Source organism: Microcoleus sp. F4-D5 (genome assembly GCF_036704885.1).
Lineage (GTDB): Bacteria > Cyanobacteriota > Cyanobacteriia > Cyanobacteriales > Microcoleaceae > Microcoleus.
Genome location: NZ_JAUBSX010000001.1, coordinates 171,132 through 187,636 on the forward strand (window position 1 = coordinate 171,132; position 16,505 = coordinate 187,636).

At 47.6% G+C, this 16,505-nt stretch carries 17 protein-coding genes; 15 read left to right on the plus strand and 2 right to left on the minus strand.

Annotated features, from left to right (window positions below; genetic code table 11):
- Window positions 1-37 precede the first annotated feature (37 nt).
- The 6 genes from accA to rdgB all read left to right on the plus strand — a co-directional run bounded on the left by accA (window position 38) and on the right by rdgB (window position 6,167).
- The gene (gene accA / locus QUA80_RS00790; protein WP_333236755.1) at window positions 38-1,018 is read left to right on the plus strand and encodes an acetyl-CoA carboxylase carboxyl transferase subunit alpha; all 981 of its coding nucleotides are present in this window, start codon (window positions 38-40) and stop codon (window positions 1,016-1,018) included.
- A gap of 249 nt (window positions 1,019-1,267) precedes the next feature.
- Complete coding sequence (locus tag QUA80_RS00795) at window positions 1,268-1,993, plus strand: SDR family oxidoreductase (RefSeq protein WP_333420463.1); 726 nt, start codon at window positions 1,268-1,270, stop codon at window positions 1,991-1,993.
- Between the two features lie 117 nt (window positions 1,994-2,110).
- The gene (folE, locus tag QUA80_RS00800; protein ID WP_333420466.1) at window positions 2,111-2,845 is read left to right on the plus strand and encodes a GTP cyclohydrolase I FolE; all 735 of its coding nucleotides are present in this window, start codon (window positions 2,111-2,113) and stop codon (window positions 2,843-2,845) included.
- 253 nt (window positions 2,846-3,098) lie between these two features.
- Window positions 3,099-4,523: a phosphoglucomutase/phosphomannomutase family protein gene (locus QUA80_RS00805; RefSeq protein WP_333420468.1), complete on the plus strand. Its 1,425-nt coding sequence runs from the start codon at window positions 3,099-3,101 to the stop codon at window positions 4,521-4,523.
- Window positions 4,524-4,799: 276 nt separating this feature from the next.
- A complete protein-coding gene (locus tag QUA80_RS00810) occupies window positions 4,800-5,408 on the plus strand; it encodes a hypothetical protein (protein ID WP_333420470.1) in 609 nt (202 codons plus the stop codon).
- Window positions 5,409-5,579: 171 nt separating this feature from the next.
- Complete coding sequence (gene rdgB, locus QUA80_RS00815) at window positions 5,580-6,167, plus strand: RdgB/HAM1 family non-canonical purine NTP pyrophosphatase (RefSeq protein ID WP_333420472.1); 588 nt, start codon at window positions 5,580-5,582, stop codon at window positions 6,165-6,167.
- 140 nt (window positions 6,168-6,307) lie between these two features.
- On the opposite strand, the gene QUA80_RS00820 is transcribed toward rdgB, so the two are convergent.
- Entirely contained in the window at window positions 6,308-6,646 is a 339-nt protein-coding gene (locus tag QUA80_RS00820) for a P-II family nitrogen regulator (protein ID WP_265234570.1), read from the minus strand.
- Window positions 6,647-7,009: 363 nt separating this feature from the next.
- Between QUA80_RS00820 and QUA80_RS00825 the strand changes: the two genes are divergently transcribed.
- The 9 genes from QUA80_RS00825 (at window position 7,010) to QUA80_RS00865 (ending at window position 15,665) form a co-directional block, all read left to right on the plus strand.
- Entirely contained in the window at window positions 7,010-8,308 is a 1,299-nt protein-coding gene (locus tag QUA80_RS00825; RefSeq protein WP_333420474.1) for an MFS transporter, read from the plus strand.
- Window positions 8,309-9,053: 745 nt separating this feature from the next.
- Window positions 9,054-10,889 (plus strand): biosynthetic-type acetolactate synthase large subunit, encoded by a 1,836-nt coding sequence (gene ilvB / locus QUA80_RS00830; RefSeq protein WP_333420476.1) that lies wholly within the window; start codon window positions 9,054-9,056, stop codon window positions 10,887-10,889.
- 195 nt (window positions 10,890-11,084) lie between these two features.
- Window positions 11,085-12,512: a serine/threonine-protein kinase gene (locus QUA80_RS00835; protein ID WP_333420478.1), complete on the plus strand. Its 1,428-nt coding sequence runs from the start codon at window positions 11,085-11,087 to the stop codon at window positions 12,510-12,512.
- 122 nt (window positions 12,513-12,634) lie between these two features.
- A complete protein-coding gene (locus QUA80_RS00840; protein WP_333420480.1) occupies window positions 12,635-12,943 on the plus strand; it encodes a type II toxin-antitoxin system RelE/ParE family toxin in 309 nt (102 codons plus the stop codon).
- A gap of 3 nt (window positions 12,944-12,946) precedes the next feature.
- Complete coding sequence (locus tag QUA80_RS00845; RefSeq protein WP_333420481.1) at window positions 12,947-13,216, plus strand: hypothetical protein; 270 nt, start codon at window positions 12,947-12,949, stop codon at window positions 13,214-13,216.
- Window positions 13,217-13,228: 12 nt separating this feature from the next.
- Window positions 13,229-13,453 (plus strand): type II toxin-antitoxin system HicB family antitoxin, encoded by a 225-nt coding sequence (locus QUA80_RS00850; RefSeq protein WP_333420483.1) that lies wholly within the window; start codon window positions 13,229-13,231, stop codon window positions 13,451-13,453.
- 291 nt (window positions 13,454-13,744) lie between these two features.
- A complete protein-coding gene (locus QUA80_RS00855; RefSeq protein WP_333420485.1) occupies window positions 13,745-15,028 on the plus strand; it encodes an FGGY-family carbohydrate kinase in 1,284 nt (427 codons plus the stop codon).
- Between the two features lie 95 nt (window positions 15,029-15,123).
- Window positions 15,124-15,468: a hypothetical protein gene (locus QUA80_RS00860; protein WP_015174853.1), complete on the plus strand. Its 345-nt coding sequence runs from the start codon at window positions 15,124-15,126 to the stop codon at window positions 15,466-15,468.
- Window positions 15,465-15,665, plus strand: a complete 201-nt coding sequence (locus QUA80_RS00865) for a hypothetical protein (protein WP_015174854.1) — start codon at window positions 15,465-15,467, stop codon at window positions 15,663-15,665. Before QUA80_RS00860 ends, QUA80_RS00865 begins: the two co-directional genes overlap by 4 nt.
- A 226-nt stretch (window positions 15,666-15,891) precedes the next feature.
- On the opposite strand, the gene QUA80_RS00870 is transcribed toward QUA80_RS00865, so the two are convergent.
- Window positions 15,892-16,497 (minus strand): hypothetical protein, encoded by a 606-nt coding sequence (locus tag QUA80_RS00870; protein WP_333420487.1) that lies wholly within the window; start codon window positions 16,495-16,497, stop codon window positions 15,892-15,894.
- Between the last annotated feature and the right edge of the window lie 8 nt (window positions 16,498-16,505).

A 16,505-nucleotide genomic window follows, 5' to 3' on the forward strand; every position in this document is an offset into this window, starting at 1 on the left:
ATCGACAAAACCTTAAAACCTTATAGAAATTATCAGCGTGGCAAACCCCGACCGCAAACCACTACTCTTAGATTTTGAAAAGCCTCTGGCCGAACTAGAAACCCGAATTCACCAGATTCGCCAACTCGCCGAAGAAAACAGCGTCGATGTCACAGACGAAATTCGCAAACTCGAAGCGCGTTCGACCCAACTGCGACAAGAGATTTTCAGCAGCTTGTCCCCCATGCAGCGGCTGCAACTGGCCCGTCACCCGCGCCGCCCCAGCACCCTCGATTACATTCAGGCAATTAGCGACGAGTGGATCGAGCTTCACGGCGATCGGCGCGGCGGAGACGACCCGGCCCTCGTCGGCGGAATTGCCCGCATAGACGGGCGTCCCACAGTCATCATCGGCCATCAAAAAGGGCGCGACACTAAAGACAATATCGCCCGCAACTTCGGTATGGCAGCTCCCGGCGGCTACCGGAAAGCCCTGCGGTTGATGGAACACGCCGATCGCTTCGGAATGCCAATTTTCACGTTTATCGACACTCCGGGAGCTTGGGCGGGCTTAGAAGCCGAACAGCTCGGACAGGGAGAGGCGATCGCCTGCAACCTCCGAGAAATGTTTCGCCTCGACGTTCCCATTATTTGCACCGTCATCGGTGAAGGCGGTTCCGGCGGCGCCTTGGGTATCGGTGTCGGCGAGCGGCTGTTGATGCTGGAACATTCCGTCTACACCGTCGCTACTCCCGAAGCTTGTGCGGCCATTCTCTGGAAAGACGCTGGCAAAGCTAACTTGGCCGCCGAAGCCCTGAAAATCACTTCCTGGGATTTGAAAAACCTCGGCGTTCTCGATCAAATAGTACCAGAGCCGATCGGCGGCGCTCACTCGAATCCCCTCAAAGCCGCTTCCATACTCAAACAAGCTTTGTTGGAAAACTTAGCAGAACTCACCCAGCTTACGAGTCAGCAGCGGCGCCAGCTCCGGTATCAAAAGTTTCGCCACATCGGTGTATTCACAGAAATTTCTGCTTGAGCCGATCGATTCAAAGTTATCGGTTATGAGTGAACATCTCTTAACTTCCAACTCATAACTGATAACTCACCAGTCACTATTCAGCGAATCAGTCAGCAGTGTTATAATTTTTCAGGTGACACCGGCTTAACAGTTCTTAATGTTGATCTCATAATTAACTGCGATCGCCCGCTGCCGACAGCTTTCTAATTTGCCGAAGAAGGCTGCAACGCTTGAGGGAGTTGCCGAGCGAAAGTATTAGGACACTGAATGAACCATCCAACAACAAAGCAGGCTCTGATTACCGGAGCCAGCAGCGGTATTGGCAAAGCGACGGCTCTAGCGTTCGCCGCCGAGGGCATAAATTTGGCTTTAGTTAGCCGAGAGTCAGAAAACTTAGAAGCCGTTGCCGCAGCAGCCCGAGAAGTCGGAGTGAAAGCAGAAGCTTATCCCTCAGACTTGGCAAAAATTGAGCAAGTGCAAAGCAGCATCAGCGCGATCGCAGCTCAATTCGGCCCTATAGATATCCTGGTCAACAGCGCTGGTATGGGCTACACCCGCTCATTGATGGAAACCCCCCTAGCCGACTGGCAGAGCGTTCTAGACCTCAATCTTACTAGCGTTTGGCAGTGCATTCTAGGAGTTTTGCCGTCCATGCGCGATCGCGGATCGGGAATCATCATCAACGTTTCCTCGATCGCCGGCAGCCAAACCTTCCCCAACTGGGGAGCCTACTGCGTCAGTAAATTCGGTCTCATGGCTTTGTCTAAAACCTTAGCCGCCGAAGAACGGGCTCGCGGAATTCGCGTAACAGCAATCTGTCCGGGTTCTGTCAATACTCCCATGTGGGACACAGACACCGTGGACGCCGATTTCGATCGCACCGCCATGTTAACCCCAGAAATCGTCGCCCAATCAATTCTGCACGCAGTTCAGTTGCCAGCAAGTGCAGTAATTGAAGAAATCACCCTCATGTCCAACGCAGGAGTTTTGTGAACAAGAGATTTGAGACTGCTGGATTTTTATCGAATTCAACAATCTTTGAATCTCTCGCTATATCCCCCTATCGAAAATCGAAAATCGAAAATCGATTCACCCTCACACCAACTTTTTATGACAATTGCATCTTCCACCAATTCCAATGGCTCGAACTCAATCTCGACTGACAGCATGAAACTTTCAGAAACCGCAGAGAACAACTCCCCGCGCATCCCCACTCGACCGGATCGCAATTCCTCCAACGGTCACGAATCCAGCGTACCCGTACCCTCAGAAGTAGGCCAGGAAGAAATGATGGCCGCCGTTCGCACCCTGCTGCTGGGAGTAGGAGAAGATCCCGAACGCGAAGGATTGCTCAAAACCCCAAAGCGGGTAGCAGAAGCAATGCGGTTTCTCACCAGCGGGTACACTCAATCCCTCGAAGAACTCCTCAACGGCGCTATCTTTGACGAAGGTCACAACGAAATGGTACTGGTGCGAGACATCAGCGTATTCAGTATGTGCGAACACCATATGCTGCCGTTTATGGGAAGAGTTCACGTAGCTTACATTCCCAACCAAAAAGTAGTGGGACTGAGCAAATTAGCCAGAATAGCCGAGATGTACAGCCGTCGGTTGCAGGTGCAGGAACGTTTGACACGTCAAATTGCCGAAGCAGTTCAGACAATATTGGAACCGAAGGGCGTAGCTGTAGTCATGGAAGCCAGCCATATGTGCATGACGATGCGGGGCGTGCAAAAACCCGGTGCTTGGACGGTTACGAGTGCCATGTTGGGCGTGTTTCAAGAAGAACAGAAAACTCGCGAAGAATTCCTGAATTTGATCCGCCACCAACCTGCATTCTTTTAGTCAGTTGAGAGTTGGCAGTTGGCAGTTGGCAGTTGGTAGTTAACAGTAATTAGTAGGTTGGGTTGAGGGACGCAACCCAACACAATCTATTATCAAGCAAAGCTAACGGCAGCCAACTCTCAACAGTCAACAGCCAGAGTAAAAGCTGTGCAAGCAATTCCATAATCTAAAATCTAAAATCTAAAATCTAAAATCAGATGACGATCGACTGATAAACCCATAAAATAGACGGGTGACTCATGGCTTGTGACTAATGAATCCCATTAAATTCGGAACAGATGGCTGGCGCGGCATCATTGCTGACGATTTTACATTCGATCGCGTAGCGTTAGTCGCTCCCTTAGCGGCACAAGTTCTCGCACAAACCGGCGGCAGCGATGGCAGCAGCGGTACCGTAATTGTCGGTCACGACCGCCGATTTTTGGCTGAAGAATTTGCCAAAACAGCGGCTGCTGCCATCCAAAACGCAGGATTTGACGTGCTGCTGAGCGAATCTTACGCCCCCACTCCGGCTTTCAGTTTAGCTGCCAAACAATTAAATGCTTTGGGTGCGATCGTCCTGACCGCCAGCCACAATCCCGGTGCATATTTAGGGTTAAAAGTCAAGGGCGGATTTGGCGGTTCAGTGTCGCCCGAAGTTACTCAACAGATAGAAGCAAAACTAGAAAATCCGGCGGCACTTTCAGCAACTCCCGGCAAATTAGAGAATTTCAATCCTTGGCCGGCTTACTGCAAAACCTTGCGGGAAATGGTAGATATTGAGGCGATTAAAGAAGCGATCGCCAGCGGCAAAATTACAGTATTTGTAGATGTAATGCACGGTGCCGCAGCAGGAGGATTAGCTCAAATTTTAGAAGAAACAGTACACGAAGTCAACAGCGATCGAGATCCGCTGTTTGGAGGCGGTGCACCCGAACCTTTGCCCCGCTACCTGTCGCAGTTATTCCGCGTGATGCGAACTCACCAGCGAAAAAGTTCTGGTTTGTCGATCGGATTTGTATTTGACGGAGATAGCGATCGAATTGCAGCCGTTGACTCTAGCGGCAACTTTCTCAGTTCGCAAATCCTAATTCCCGTATTAATCGAACATTTAGCTTCACGGCGCGGCTTGACCGGGGAAGTCATCAAAACAGTCAGCGGTTCAGACATAATTCCCAAAATTGCCAAGCTGTACAACTTGCCGTTATTTGAAACGCCGATCGGTTACAAGTATATAGCCGATCGAATGTTAACCACCCAAGTCTTAGTCGGCGGCGAAGAATCGGGAGGAATTGGTTACGGTACGCACATTCCCGAACGAGATGCTTTGCTGTCAGCGCTGTACTTGTTAGAAGCAGTTGTCAAATCCGGGGAAGACTTAAGCGAAATTTACAGCCGGCTGCAACAAGAAACCAGCTTTACTTCAGCTTATGACAGAATCGACTTGCACTTAGCAAACATGGAAGAAAGGTCGCGTTTGCTGTCGCTGCTGCAAAATCAACCCTTAACAGAAATCGCCGGCAAAGCAGTTGTAGATTGCAACAAAGTTGACGGATATAAATTCCGTTTAGCCGACGGAAGCTGGTTGTTAATTCGGTTTAGCGGAACCGAACCCGTGTTGCGGCTGTATTCCGAAGCGGCAACTTTGAAAGAAGTGATGCAAAACTTAAACTGGGCTAAAAATTGGGCGCATAATTGATTGGAGTTTTCAACCGCAGATAAACGCAGATAAACGCGGATGACTTGATATCAAATCTCTCTTTCTCCGTGCCCTCTGCGTCCTCTGCGGTAAAAAAATCTTCTTGATAAATAAAATCGTATTGCCATAGCAATCCTCCATCAATTGTGAACTCTTTCTCTTCTCTTCTCTTCTCTTCTCTTCTCTTCCTTCGCGTCTTCGCGGTTCGTAAAAAAAAATTTACTCACCAAGGAAATACTATTGCTATATCAGATATATATATTAGGATAAAACAAGATGGCATACAGCGATTTCAGCCTTGCGAGAGTCAAAAAAGATTTTGGATTAACCTTAGATGAAAGTCGCAATTTATTTGCCGAGACAAAACCAGTTTCACCCTCAGAAATTTTAACAACAATCCTGATTGATTATGTACCGCTAGCAACTTTTATTTCCACAGAAAAAGCTCGCTCAGAATTTTTGATTGCCCCGATTTTAGCCGAAGTTCGGCGATTGTTAAACAAACGAGTTTCTCTTTTTTCCGGTAAGGATTTTACTGTCGATCCAGAAAGAGGTTTGCAAGGATTTTGCGATTATATTATTAGCGGTTCTCCAGAACAATTGTTCATCAGTGCTCCGGTTATAACAATTTTTGAGGCAAAAAAGGAAGATATTATTGGCGGTTTGGGTCAATGCGCGGCTGCAATGGTAGCGGCTCAATGTTTCAATCAAAACCAAGGCAGTGAGGTCGATCGCATTTACGGCGCGGTGACGACGGGAACTAACTGGAAATTCTTGATTTTGGAGGAAACTACTGTTTATATCGATCCGATTGAATACTATATTCAAGATGTTGATAAGATTTTGGGAATTTTGTTGCAACCCTTTTCCCAATATGTTTGTTAATATGGAGCCGTAAGTTTTAAGAGAAATAATGACCAAGAATTTCAAAGGTGGTACCCGCCACGTGATTTATCCGTGGAATCAATCCAAAATCTAAAATCTAAAATCCTTGCATCCCCCGAATTTATCTCGCGCAAGTCAATCTAAAATCTAAAATCTAAAATCTAAAATCGAATGACCGATCGCAAATTGCTAGTTGTAGCTACGGGCAATCCGGGTAAACTCAAGGAAATGCAAGTTTATCTTCAGGAGTTGGGATGGGAATTGCAACTCAAACCGGAAGAGTTGGAAATCGAGGAAACAGGCGAAACTTTTATTGCTAATGCTTGCTTGAAGGCGTCTGAAGTGGCACAAGCAACCGGCCAATGGTCGATCGCGGATGATTCTGGTTTAATGGTAGATGCACTCGACGGTCAACCTGGGATTTATTCCGCGCGCTACGGGAAAACTGATGCTGACAGAATCTCTCGACTCCTCAAAGAATTGGGAAGCGAACAAAACCGCGAAGCACAATTTGTTTGCGCGATCGCGATCGCCCGTCCCGACGGTACAATTGCCTTGCAAGTAGAAGGAATTTGCCGCGGCGAAATTCTGCACGCTCCTCGCGGTACCGGAGGTTTCGGATATGACCCCATTTTCTACGTACCCGCACAGCAACAAACTTTTGCCGAAATGACACCGGATATCAAGCGATCGCACTCTCATCGCGGTCGAGCCTTCCATGCTCTCTTACCACAAATGGCGAACCTTGTCAACCCATAATCGGGAAAAAAGCTAAAACCGGGGGTAACTGTGGCATTGGATATTGACACTTAGGTATCAGAACTAAACAGGAAAGAGGTTTTTCCTTGGCAATGACCAGTTACCAATGACCAATGCCCAATGCCCAATGCCCCAGTATCTTAGATTGCTTCCTGGTTTTTTTCCCCAGTCCGAATCCGAATAATTTGTTCTACAGGAGAGATGAAAATCTTGCCGTCGCCAATCTCGCCCGTGCGGGAAGCAGCGATAATTTTATCAACCACCATGTCAACCTGATCGTTTTCGACAACAATCTCGACCTTGAGCTTTTGCAAAAACTCAACGGTGTACTCCGAACCGCGATAGCGTTCTGTCATGCCCTTCTGACGGCCAAAACCTCTAACTTCAGAAACAGTCATCCCCACAATACCAGCATTGACGAGCGCGATTTTCACTTCGTCTAGTTTAAAGGGGCGAATAATAGCTTCAACCTTTTTCAACTTTCTCACTCCTAACATTACTACTTTCGTTATATTACTTAATCGGCGTGACATCTTTTAATGTCGCTGCCAACAGCAAGTATTTTGTCAAATATATTACCCTATGTTGTACTCGCGATGAAATGCACGCCAACCTTTAACAATCTTCTCGGATTTTCCCGGAGTGGGGGTTCTCGGCTCCGGTAGATCGCGGTAGAGTTAAGAAGACAGCAGCAGCAGCAGCAGCAGCCCTGCCCCGCCATCTGCTACAACAGAAAAAGAACGCAGGAGACAGCAGTTGTCCGAGGTTCCGCTTTGCTATGTGAGATTTGCACGTATTGCTGAAAACTATAATTGCCAGAGGCGGTCAGTTAAACTATTCCTATGCACCCAGCCAGCCCTCCCCCTGACCGCAGCGGGCTTGATGCCCTACTGAGAAATCGCCCCTTCCTCGCCTTGTGGACGGGTCAGTTATTGGCCCAAGTGGCGGATAAAATCTTTTACGTCTTGCTGATTATTCTGCTGAAAACAGGCGACTACCGACCCTGGCCTGTTTCTTGGCAGCATTCGGAAAATTCTATGCTGTCAGCGGTGATGATTGCCTACACGCTGCCGGCAATCGTATTTGGTTCGGCCGCCGGTATCGTCGTAGACCGCTTTTCCAAAAAGCAAATGCTCATCGGCTGCAACACGATTCGAGCCTTGCTGATCATAGCTTTGCCGTTTTTGCCCAAAGCTTTTGCCGTTTTGTTGGCGATGACGTTTTTGATCTCTACCGTAACGCAATTTTTTGCTCCGGCAGAGCAGGCTGCAATCCCCCTGGCTGTGGGACGAGAGGGACTGATGTCGGCAAATGCGCTGTTCGCCTCGTCCACAATGGGCGGGATTATTGTCGGGATGACGATCGGCGAACCGCTGTTTAGTTGGGTCAAACACAGCTTCGGAGCAGCTTCTCAAGAGTTTTTGCTGGGCGGGTTGTACCTGATATCAGCAAGTTTGATCTATGCCATGCGGATCAAAGAAAGTCATGCCGGCGGCAGTGGCAAAAACGTCCATCCTTGGCAAGACCTCAAAGAAGGTTTGCGCTATTTGAAACACAATCATCTTGTCAGCAACGCGATGGTGCAGTTGACGATTTTGTATTCCGTGTTTGCCGCGCTTCAGGTACTGGCGATCGCGCTTTCAGGCAAAATAGGTCTCAAAGAAACTCAATTTGGCTTTTTGCTGGCTGCTGCGGGAGTTGGAATGGTCTTCGGCGCAGCCTTTTTGGGACACTGGGGCAGTCGCTTCCACCACAAACCTCTGCCTTTAATCGGTTTCTTGATGATGGGTTTTGTATTAGCAATGTTTGCTTTTACTCGACTGTTGTGGGTGGGATTCGGATTGAGTGCTCTGTTCGGTTTTGGTGCTGCCTTAATTAACGGCCCGATGCAGGCTCTGATTCAAGAAAAAACTCCAGAATCTATGCGGGGCAAAGTCTTTGGATTTGAAAACAATGCGATTAATATTGCTCTGAGCCTGCCTTTAGCGATTACTGGCCCGCTGACTGATGCTGTCAGCAAAGCAGTCGGCTCGGATGATGTCGGCTTGCGGATCGTGTTGCTGAGTTTGGGCTTTTTGGTCTCGGTGATGGGCATGGCCGCTTGGAAACATACTCGCAAAGTCTTGCAGGATGTTCTGTAAACTTTGCAAAGAAGGAACAGGGAAGAAGGAACAGGGAAGAAGGAAGAAGGAACAGGGGATGGGTGTCAACTTAACGTCAAATGTAGTACCGATCTACTGTTTGACCGAAAGCATCGAGGATACAAGCCGCCGGATTCATTCCGAAAGCAGACTCAGGACCCAGAAAGAAAAAACCTGTATCCGATAAAGGAGTCCCCGAATTTATCTCGCGCAAGTCAATGCTAAAATCTAAAATCTAAAATCTAAAATCGATTGACGATGATTGTCCAGATCCCCTGAGAGTTGGGGGGGAACCGAAGCATTCTCTTTAGTTTCCCTTAAGAACGGGAATGGGAGGGGGATCGAGGCTCGCGTACAAACAAGATTTATCAAGGGTTTTAGGCGAGTGTTGACACCAATGGTAAGAAGGAAAAGGGCTTTCTTTTCGCGATCGATCTCTAACATAGCAATCGCCCTGATGGTGAGGACGTTCTTAATTGCTCAAACGATTGTTTTTCTTGTCGAATGCCGCATGACGAATGCTGTACAAGCGTCATATAGCGGTAAACCGGCATAGAAGCCGCGATTTCCTCTGTTTCTTTTCTTCCTCTGCTGTTCCACAATTTCTCGATCGGGCGAACCCTCTGCGATCGCGAAATCTTTTGCAAAATCTTACCGCTTAAATTTTCATAGTTTCATTAATTGAGATTAAAGTAGTATCAAAGCTTTCATTAAAAATCATAATTAGTTTAAGGAAGGAAATTCTGTGCAACTAAAAACTAAAGTGACCATCAGGCGTGCAACTGGTGGATTTGCTCTGATTGACAGCTTGATCCGCCACGGCGTCAAGCATATTTTTGGTTATCCCGGCGGCGCAATTCTGCCGCTTTACGACGAACTCTACCGCGCTGAAGAAACCGGCGCTATCAAACACATTCTGGTGCGCCACGAGCAAGGGGCGGCTCACGCGGCCGACGGGTACGCCCGCGCTACCGGACAAGTTGGGGTTTGTTTCGCAACTTCCGGGCCCGGCGCAACTAATTTAGTGACGGGGATTGCGACGGCCCACATGGATTCGATCCCGATGGTAATTATTACTGGGCAGGTACCCCGTGCGGCGATCGGCACTGATGCGTTTCAGGAAACAGATATTTACGGCATTACCCTGCCAATTGTCAAGCATTCTTATGTAGTGCGCGACCCGAGAGATATGGCGCGAACTGTGGCAGAAGCTTTCCACATCGCCAGTACAGGGCGGCCCGGGCCGGTGTTGATTGACGTGCCCAAGGATGTGGGTTTAGAAGAATTTGACTATCTGCCCGTGGAACCCGGAGCTGTGAGAATTCCGGGCTATCGGCCGACGGTGAAGGGAAATCCCCGGCAAATTAATCAAGCGATTCATTTGGTGAAGGAAGCAAAGCGTCCTTTGCTTTATGTGGGCGGCGGGGCGATCGCGGCGGGGGCCCACGAGGAAATTAAGGAACTCGCCGAACTTTTCCAATTGCCGGTCACGACAACGCTGATGGGCAAAGGTTCCTTTGACGAAAACCATCCTTTGTCGGTAAAAATGCTGGGGATGCACGGCACTGCTTACGCTAATTTTGCCGTTACCGAGTGCGATTTGCTGATTGCTGTCGGGGCGAGGTTTGACGATCGCGTGACGGGCAAATTAGACGAGTTTGCCGCGCGCGCTAAGGTGATTCACATCGATATCGACCCCGCCGAAGTGGGCAAAACTCGCGGCCCTGACGTGCCGATTGTCGGAGATGTCCGCCAAGTTTTGATCGATTTGCTGCGCCGCTGTCGGGAGACTGGAGTTTCGGGGAAGGCCGGACAGACTGCGGAATGGCTGCACAGGATCGATCGGTGGAAACAGGAATATCCGTTAGTTGTGCCTCATTACCCAGACATTTTGTCTCCGCAAGAGGTGATTTCTCAGTTGGGTACTCAAGCGCCGGATGCTTACTACACAACCGATGTCGGTCAACATCAAATGTGGTCGGCTCAATTCTTGAACAACGGGCCGCGCCGCTGGATTTCGAGCGCTGGTTTGGGCACGATGGGTTACGGGGTGCCGGCGGCGATGGGCGCGAAAATGGCCCTACCCAACGAGCAAGTGATTTGTATTGCTGGCGATGCTAGCGTGCAAATGAATATTCAAGAGCTCGGAACTTTAGCACAATACGGCATTAATGTCAAGATTGTGATTGTAAATAACGGCTGGCAAGGCATGGTGCGGCAGTGGCAGCAGGCGTTCTACGGCGAGCGTTATTCGTCGTCGAACATGACTGTAGGGATGCCGGATTTTGTGATGCTGGCTGAAGCTTACGGGGTGAAGGGGATGCAGGTTTCGCGGCCGGAGGAACTCAAAGATGCGATCGGGCAAATGCTCGCTCACGACGGCCCGGTGCTGATGAACGTGAAGGTGACGAGGGACGAAAACTGCTATCCGATGGTAGTTCCAGGTAAGAGCAACGCTCAAATGGTCGGTTTGCCAGAACGCAGCAAGTTGCAATCAGCAGAGTTGATTTATTGTCCGAGTTGCGGCGCGAAGAATGTTTCGACCAATAAGTTTTGTCCTGAGTGCGGGACAAAAGTTTAACTAGGGACACGGCAAGGTCTTGTCTGGCAGGGGTTTAAACCCCTGCCGATCCTTCGGGTTAAGCGGTTTTTCCGGTTAAGTTGACACGATGAAAGGCAAGGCCGTGTCCTTACTCGGCTTTGCTGTTTCACATTTAAAACCATCTCCGCTGGCATCGCATCGAGAGCTTTAATCTGTAATCTCTAAGCATATTTTATGAGCCAGTGTCTAAACCCTGATTGCCTATTCCAAAACCCGTCTGGCTATACAAAGTTATGTCAAAATTGTGGGAATAAACTGCTATTGGGCGATCGCTACGGAGCCCAAAAAATTATTGGACAAGGGGGATTTGGGCGCACTTTTCTAGCTGTTGACGAGTATAAACCATCTAAACCTCCCTGCGTTATTAAACAATTCTACCCCCAAGTTCAAGGCACTTCTAGTATCCAGAAAGCTGCTGAGTTATTTGAGCTTGAAGCAGTACGCCTAGAACAGTTGGGTAAACATTCTCAAATTCCCGACTTATTAGCATATTTTAGTCAAGATGGACGGCAGTATTTAGTCCAAGAATTCATCGACGGTGAAAATTTAGCCGAAGCACTAGAATCTAAGGGATATTTTAGCGAAACGCAGATTCGCGACTTGCTTAATAATTTATTGCCAGTATTCGAGTTCATTCATTCCCGCCAAGTAATTCACCGGGATATCAAGCCAGAAAATATTATTCTTAGGCAAGATAGGCAACTGGTTTTAGTTGACTTTGGAGCTGCGAAATATGCGACACAAACGGCTCTAGCGGTAACGGGAACGAGGATCGGGACGGCTGGATATACGGCACCAGAACAAGCCAACGGCAAAGCTATTCATGCGAGTGATATTTATAGTCTGGGTGTGACTTGTCTGTGTCTGTTAACTCAGGTTGAACCGATTGATTTATGCGATGATAGCGAGTTTGAGTGGGTGTGGCGAGAACACTTAAAAACATCTGTCAGTTCGGAACTGGGTCAGATTTTAGATAAAATGATACAGCCTGCTATTAAGAAACGTTATCAATCTGCTACTGAAGTTTTGCAGGATCTTGGTACTCGATCGCCTCAATTATCAGCTCAAACACCTCCATCGGCACCGCCACCAGACTCGCTTAAATCAGCGCAGGGTGTTGACTATACTCGTCTCCGGGATTTATTGGCAACAGGGGAGTGGAAAGAGGCGGATAGGGAAACATTCAAGGTGATGTTAAAAGCTGCTAGACGGGAGAAGGAAGGTTGGTTCGATACGAACTCGATCGAGAATTTTCCTGGCGATGATTTGCGGACGATCGACAAATTGTGGGTAAAATACAGTCAGGGTCACTTTGGCTTTAGCGTCCAGAAAAAAATCTGGTTAGAAATAGGCGGTAAAGTTGATTATGACACTGAATGCAAGCTAGGCGATCGTGTCGGTTGGAGAAAGAGGAGAAAGGGGAGGAAAGGTTGGTTGGAGTACGATGATTTAACCTTTAATATGGAAGCACCACGGGGGCACCTCCCGTCGTGTGCGCGTGTGTTTGCGTGGGGGGGAGAAGGATTTGGTTGGGTTGTTGGGGTGTTGGGGTGGTTGGGGTTGGTTGTCTGGTTCTCTCTTCTTTCGCATCAAGAGCTGTAAGCTGTAACCTATAGCGATTTCAGCCATTTGTCAAGTATTTATTCTCGAACCTTTTTTACGAATATAGGGTTAATTAGCGAACAGTAAGGCATCAATCCTATTAAAATATATACAGCTTAGATATGCCCTATGAAATAGAATTTTCAACTGAATCTTTAGCCGACATAAAAATTCTCAGACCTATCGATCGCAGCAAAGTAATCGATGCCATTGAAACCCATCTCCTACACAACCCTACCCAAGAAAGTAAAAGCAGAATTAAACGGTTGCGGGAGATGGATAAACCGCAATATCGGCTGCGGGTTGATGAAATTCGTATTTTCTATGACGTTCGGGAGAATGTTCTAGAAATTATTGCAATTGTTCCTAAATCACAAGCGGCCCAATGGCTGTTACGTGAAGGAAAAACTACAGAATCAACGGAGGAATAGATAATGAAAACAGTTACTTTGATCGACTTACAAACAGATGTCTCAAAATACATCGAGCTGGCAGAAGTAGAAGACATCATCATCTTGAAAGAAGGAAAACCAATTGGCGTATTGCGAGGTTTTTCCGATGAAGATGATGCCTTTGATTACGACTTAGAAAATCATCCCCTATTTAAAGAAAGAGTCAGGAAATCTCGCCAGCAATTTCGACAAGGAAAAGGCATTAGCCTAGAGGATGTCAAAGCTCAACTCCTCAAAGAGGATCTACCCTAAATTCGAGATAAAATGATGCGTTATGCCATTGCGATCGAAAAAACACCCAATAACTATTCAGCATATCCACCAGATTTACCCGGATGTGCAGCCACAGGCGCTACGCTTGCAGAAGTGCAGCAGCAAATTAAAGAAGCAATCGAATTTCACTTAGAAGGATTGCGAGAGGAAGGTTTACCGATTCCCCAACCAACTACGCTTTGTGACTATAGCCTTTCTCAAAAAGATGAGGTATGATTGACAGCTTGTATAACCACTTAAAATAAGAGGGCTCGCATCCCAACTACGTACCTCATCTTTCTGAGAACCGCTATATGTAGAAGCACGGTAGTAGGGCAAAATATTTCATAAAGCACAAATAGAAGCTGATTTAGGCGCAAAACAAGCAGCGCAATAAATCCGAGGACTTGCATTCCTCACTACAAACGTTTTTTATTAATAGTAATTGACCGGACATAAAATCAAACATAAGTATTTGATGCCAATAAACTTTTTAGCTGAAAATAGGAAAATTCGCGGGAGTGGCAAATGAATCTTTATTTGGGAATAGATTTCGGCACGACTGGCGCCCGATCGACTGTCATAGACTCCCACGGTACAATACATTGTGAGACAGAATATACTTTTGCTAACAACGGTCAACAGCAGCCTGAATTGCCCTCGGTGTGGGAAAATGCGCTGTGGGATTCGATCGAGCAAATTCCCCCAGCAATCCGCAATCAGGTAAGGGCGATCGCCCTTGACGGCACATCCTCCACTGTCATGCTGTGCAATACCGACGGTATACCAGTATGCGAACCCATTTTATACAATGATGCGCGCGGTGCAGCGGTGACAGAGAGGTTGCGGGCGATCGCGCCGGATAACCACACAGTATTAAGCGCTACATCCAGTTTGGCCAAACTCCTGTGGTGGCAGGAGGGCGGGCACGGGGGCACCGCCCCTACGGTTTTCCTGCATCAAGCTGACTGGCTGGCATGGATGCTGCACGGAAAATTGGGAATTAGCGACTATCACAATGCTTTGAAACTCGGTTTCGATGTTGATACTTTGTGCTATCCGAATTGGCTGATAGAGGGAATTGCGGGCGCTGCAACGCCTGAATTGCCTAAAGTTGTCGCACCGGGCACGCCTGTGGGGGAAGTGAGAGCTCAAGTGGGCGATCGCTTCGGTTTTCCCCGCGATTGTCTTGTTTGTGCTGGCACAACCGATAGCATTGCAGCATTTTTAGCAAGCGGTGTCAATTTACCAGGGGAAGCAGTAACTTCTCTCGGTTCTACTTTAGCAGTCAAACTGTTAAGTCATACCCGCGTAGATGATTCTAGATACGGAATTTACAGTCACAAATTAGGCGATTTGTGGTTAGTTGGAGGTGCTTCTAATACCGGAGGTGCGGTGCTGCGACACTTTTTTACTGATGTTGAGTTGGAGAATTATAGCACACAGATCGATCCAGAACAAGAGAGTTTGCTGGATTATTATCCATTGTTGAAAAAGGGCGATCGCTTTCCGATTAATGACCCGAATTTACCGCCCCGACTCGAACCGCGTCCCACTGATTCAGTGGAATTTCTGCACGGTTTGCTAGAAAGCATAGCGCGAATTGAAGCGCGGGGATATCAATTATTGCAAGAATTGGGTGCAACTGCTTTGACAAAAGTTTATACTGCTGGCGGCGGGGCAAAAAATTCGGTTTGGAGTGCGATGAGAAAGCGTTATTTAAAAGTGCCTGTAGTAACGCCAATTCATACTGCGGCTGCTTATGGAAGTGCGTTATTGGCGAAGCATGGAACGCAAATTGAAAGGGGGTAAATTTGGACTGATATCGCAGTCGATTAAAACTAAAATGAGAGGAAGCAAACATTCTGATATATTGTGTTAAGTTGTTATCCTAAAAATTAAGGACAATGGCAAAGCTACCTGATGACATACTGAACACAATTTTCACATTGCAGCGGCGGCTAGTGGAAATCCTCAACGAAACAACCGCCACAGAATACATTTTAATGCAGCAGTTTGGCGAGACAGAAGCGACACTCCCCGAACTAGAATCCCTGGATAATGTTAAGGAAAGGTTGAGAAACCCTTACAATCGTTTGTACAGGCTTTTGCAGCAGGTGGCAGAATCTCAACCCGCTGCGACTGCAGATACGTTAAACTTTCTGTATAGAACGATAGAACAAACAGAGGCGGCTGTCGAGGCCTCAGAAGCAACTATCCGAGAAATCAAAATGGATTGGAATTTGCCATGAATCAACAACCTAGAATCCCCGACGCTGAAACCAGAAAACGACACGTTGAAAAGATGCGTGAAGTCTGCCAACAGCTTGACGCTTTGACTCTAAACCTGGATGAATTAATCGCCATATTTGAAGCTGATAACCGCCGCCAGCGTCGAGAACGTTTGGCGGGTAAATACAGGCGTGTGGAATCTCAGGTAGTCGAATAAGATATGAGATGTTGCATCATTGTTAATAAGTCTTTTATGAACAGGCTTTCCGGCCTGTTCTTGAGAATGGTGCAAGATGTGAGATAAGATCGATCGAGGGGCCATTCTCTGCGGGATAGCCTTGAATCATTTCTTTTGAGTCCCCCTCTCCTGGGACTTCGTTTGTTTAGTAGGGGTTTTAACCGCCGACTCCGATCGCGGATTTTGAATGCAGATTTGATATATGCTAATTTTGGCGCACCATCCAGACTAAAAATCCCAATATTTTATCTACGGGAGGTAGCGGATAATCGGTAAGATCGATCGTCACTATTTGCCCTTCCAGCTTGAGAAACCGCCAAGCTGTGCCGCTGGAAACGCTGCCGTAGATGGCTGATATCGAGATCCCTTTCGCTTCATTAAACCTCTGGGCCGCCACCATTTCAGCAATACATTGACCCAAACCTACTTTCAAATCTCCTTTTTTAGCTTCTACCATCACAATTGCTGGGGCTTCAATGTCTAATTGTTCGGGGGAACGGCTGATGAGAAAATCGCAAACTCCTGTAAGTCCAACAGCAGGATCGACATTAAATTCTTCACCCGAAAACACGCTGATTTGTTGGTTCAGAATATTGCGGACTTCCAGCAATACAGGGTTGATAATAGCTTCAGAACGGGCTTTTTCTGTGCTAGTAGCGATCGCCCAAGGCAAATTTGTCTCTAGCAGGGTCTGCAAGGCTGTCGCGGGTGCGATCGGCTCGATTTCCGGCAGAAATCTGATTCCTTCGACTGCTGTGAGATTGAAGGCTTCTTTAACTTTGCCGATCGTTGTAAATTGACTGTAAGGCATAAAATCTG

Coding starts and splice junctions, on each gene's coding strand:
- QUA80_RS00835 (WP_333420478.1), top strand. CDS start 11,085: ATGAGCCAGTGTCTAAACCCTGATTGCCTATTCCAAAACCCGTCTGGC.
- QUA80_RS00845 (WP_333420481.1), top strand. CDS start 12,947: ATGAAAACAGTTACTTTGATCGACTTACAAACAGATGTCTCAAAATAC.
- QUA80_RS00860 (WP_015174853.1), top strand. CDS start 15,124: ATGGCAAAGCTACCTGATGACATACTGAACACAATTTTCACATTGCAG.
- folE (WP_333420466.1), top strand. CDS start 2,111: ATGACAATTGCATCTTCCACCAATTCCAATGGCTCGAACTCAATCTCG.
- QUA80_RS00840 (WP_333420480.1), top strand. CDS start 12,635: ATGCCCTATGAAATAGAATTTTCAACTGAATCTTTAGCCGACATAAAA.
- QUA80_RS00865 (WP_015174854.1), top strand. CDS start 15,465: ATGAATCAACAACCTAGAATCCCCGACGCTGAAACCAGAAAACGACAC.
- QUA80_RS00870 (WP_333420487.1), bottom strand. CDS start 16,497: ATGCCTTACAGTCAATTTACAACGATCGGCAAAGTTAAAGAAGCCTTC.
- QUA80_RS00805 (WP_333420468.1), top strand. CDS start 3,099: ATGAATCCCATTAAATTCGGAACAGATGGCTGGCGCGGCATCATTGCT.
- QUA80_RS00810 (WP_333420470.1), top strand. CDS start 4,800: ATGGCATACAGCGATTTCAGCCTTGCGAGAGTCAAAAAAGATTTTGGA.
- QUA80_RS00795 (WP_333420463.1), top strand. CDS start 1,268: ATGAACCATCCAACAACAAAGCAGGCTCTGATTACCGGAGCCAGCAGC.
- QUA80_RS00825 (WP_333420474.1), top strand. CDS start 7,010: ATGCACCCAGCCAGCCCTCCCCCTGACCGCAGCGGGCTTGATGCCCTA.
- QUA80_RS00850 (WP_333420483.1), top strand. CDS start 13,229: ATGATGCGTTATGCCATTGCGATCGAAAAAACACCCAATAACTATTCA.
- QUA80_RS00855 (WP_333420485.1), top strand. CDS start 13,745: ATGAATCTTTATTTGGGAATAGATTTCGGCACGACTGGCGCCCGATCG.
- rdgB (WP_333420472.1), top strand. CDS start 5,580: ATGACCGATCGCAAATTGCTAGTTGTAGCTACGGGCAATCCGGGTAAA.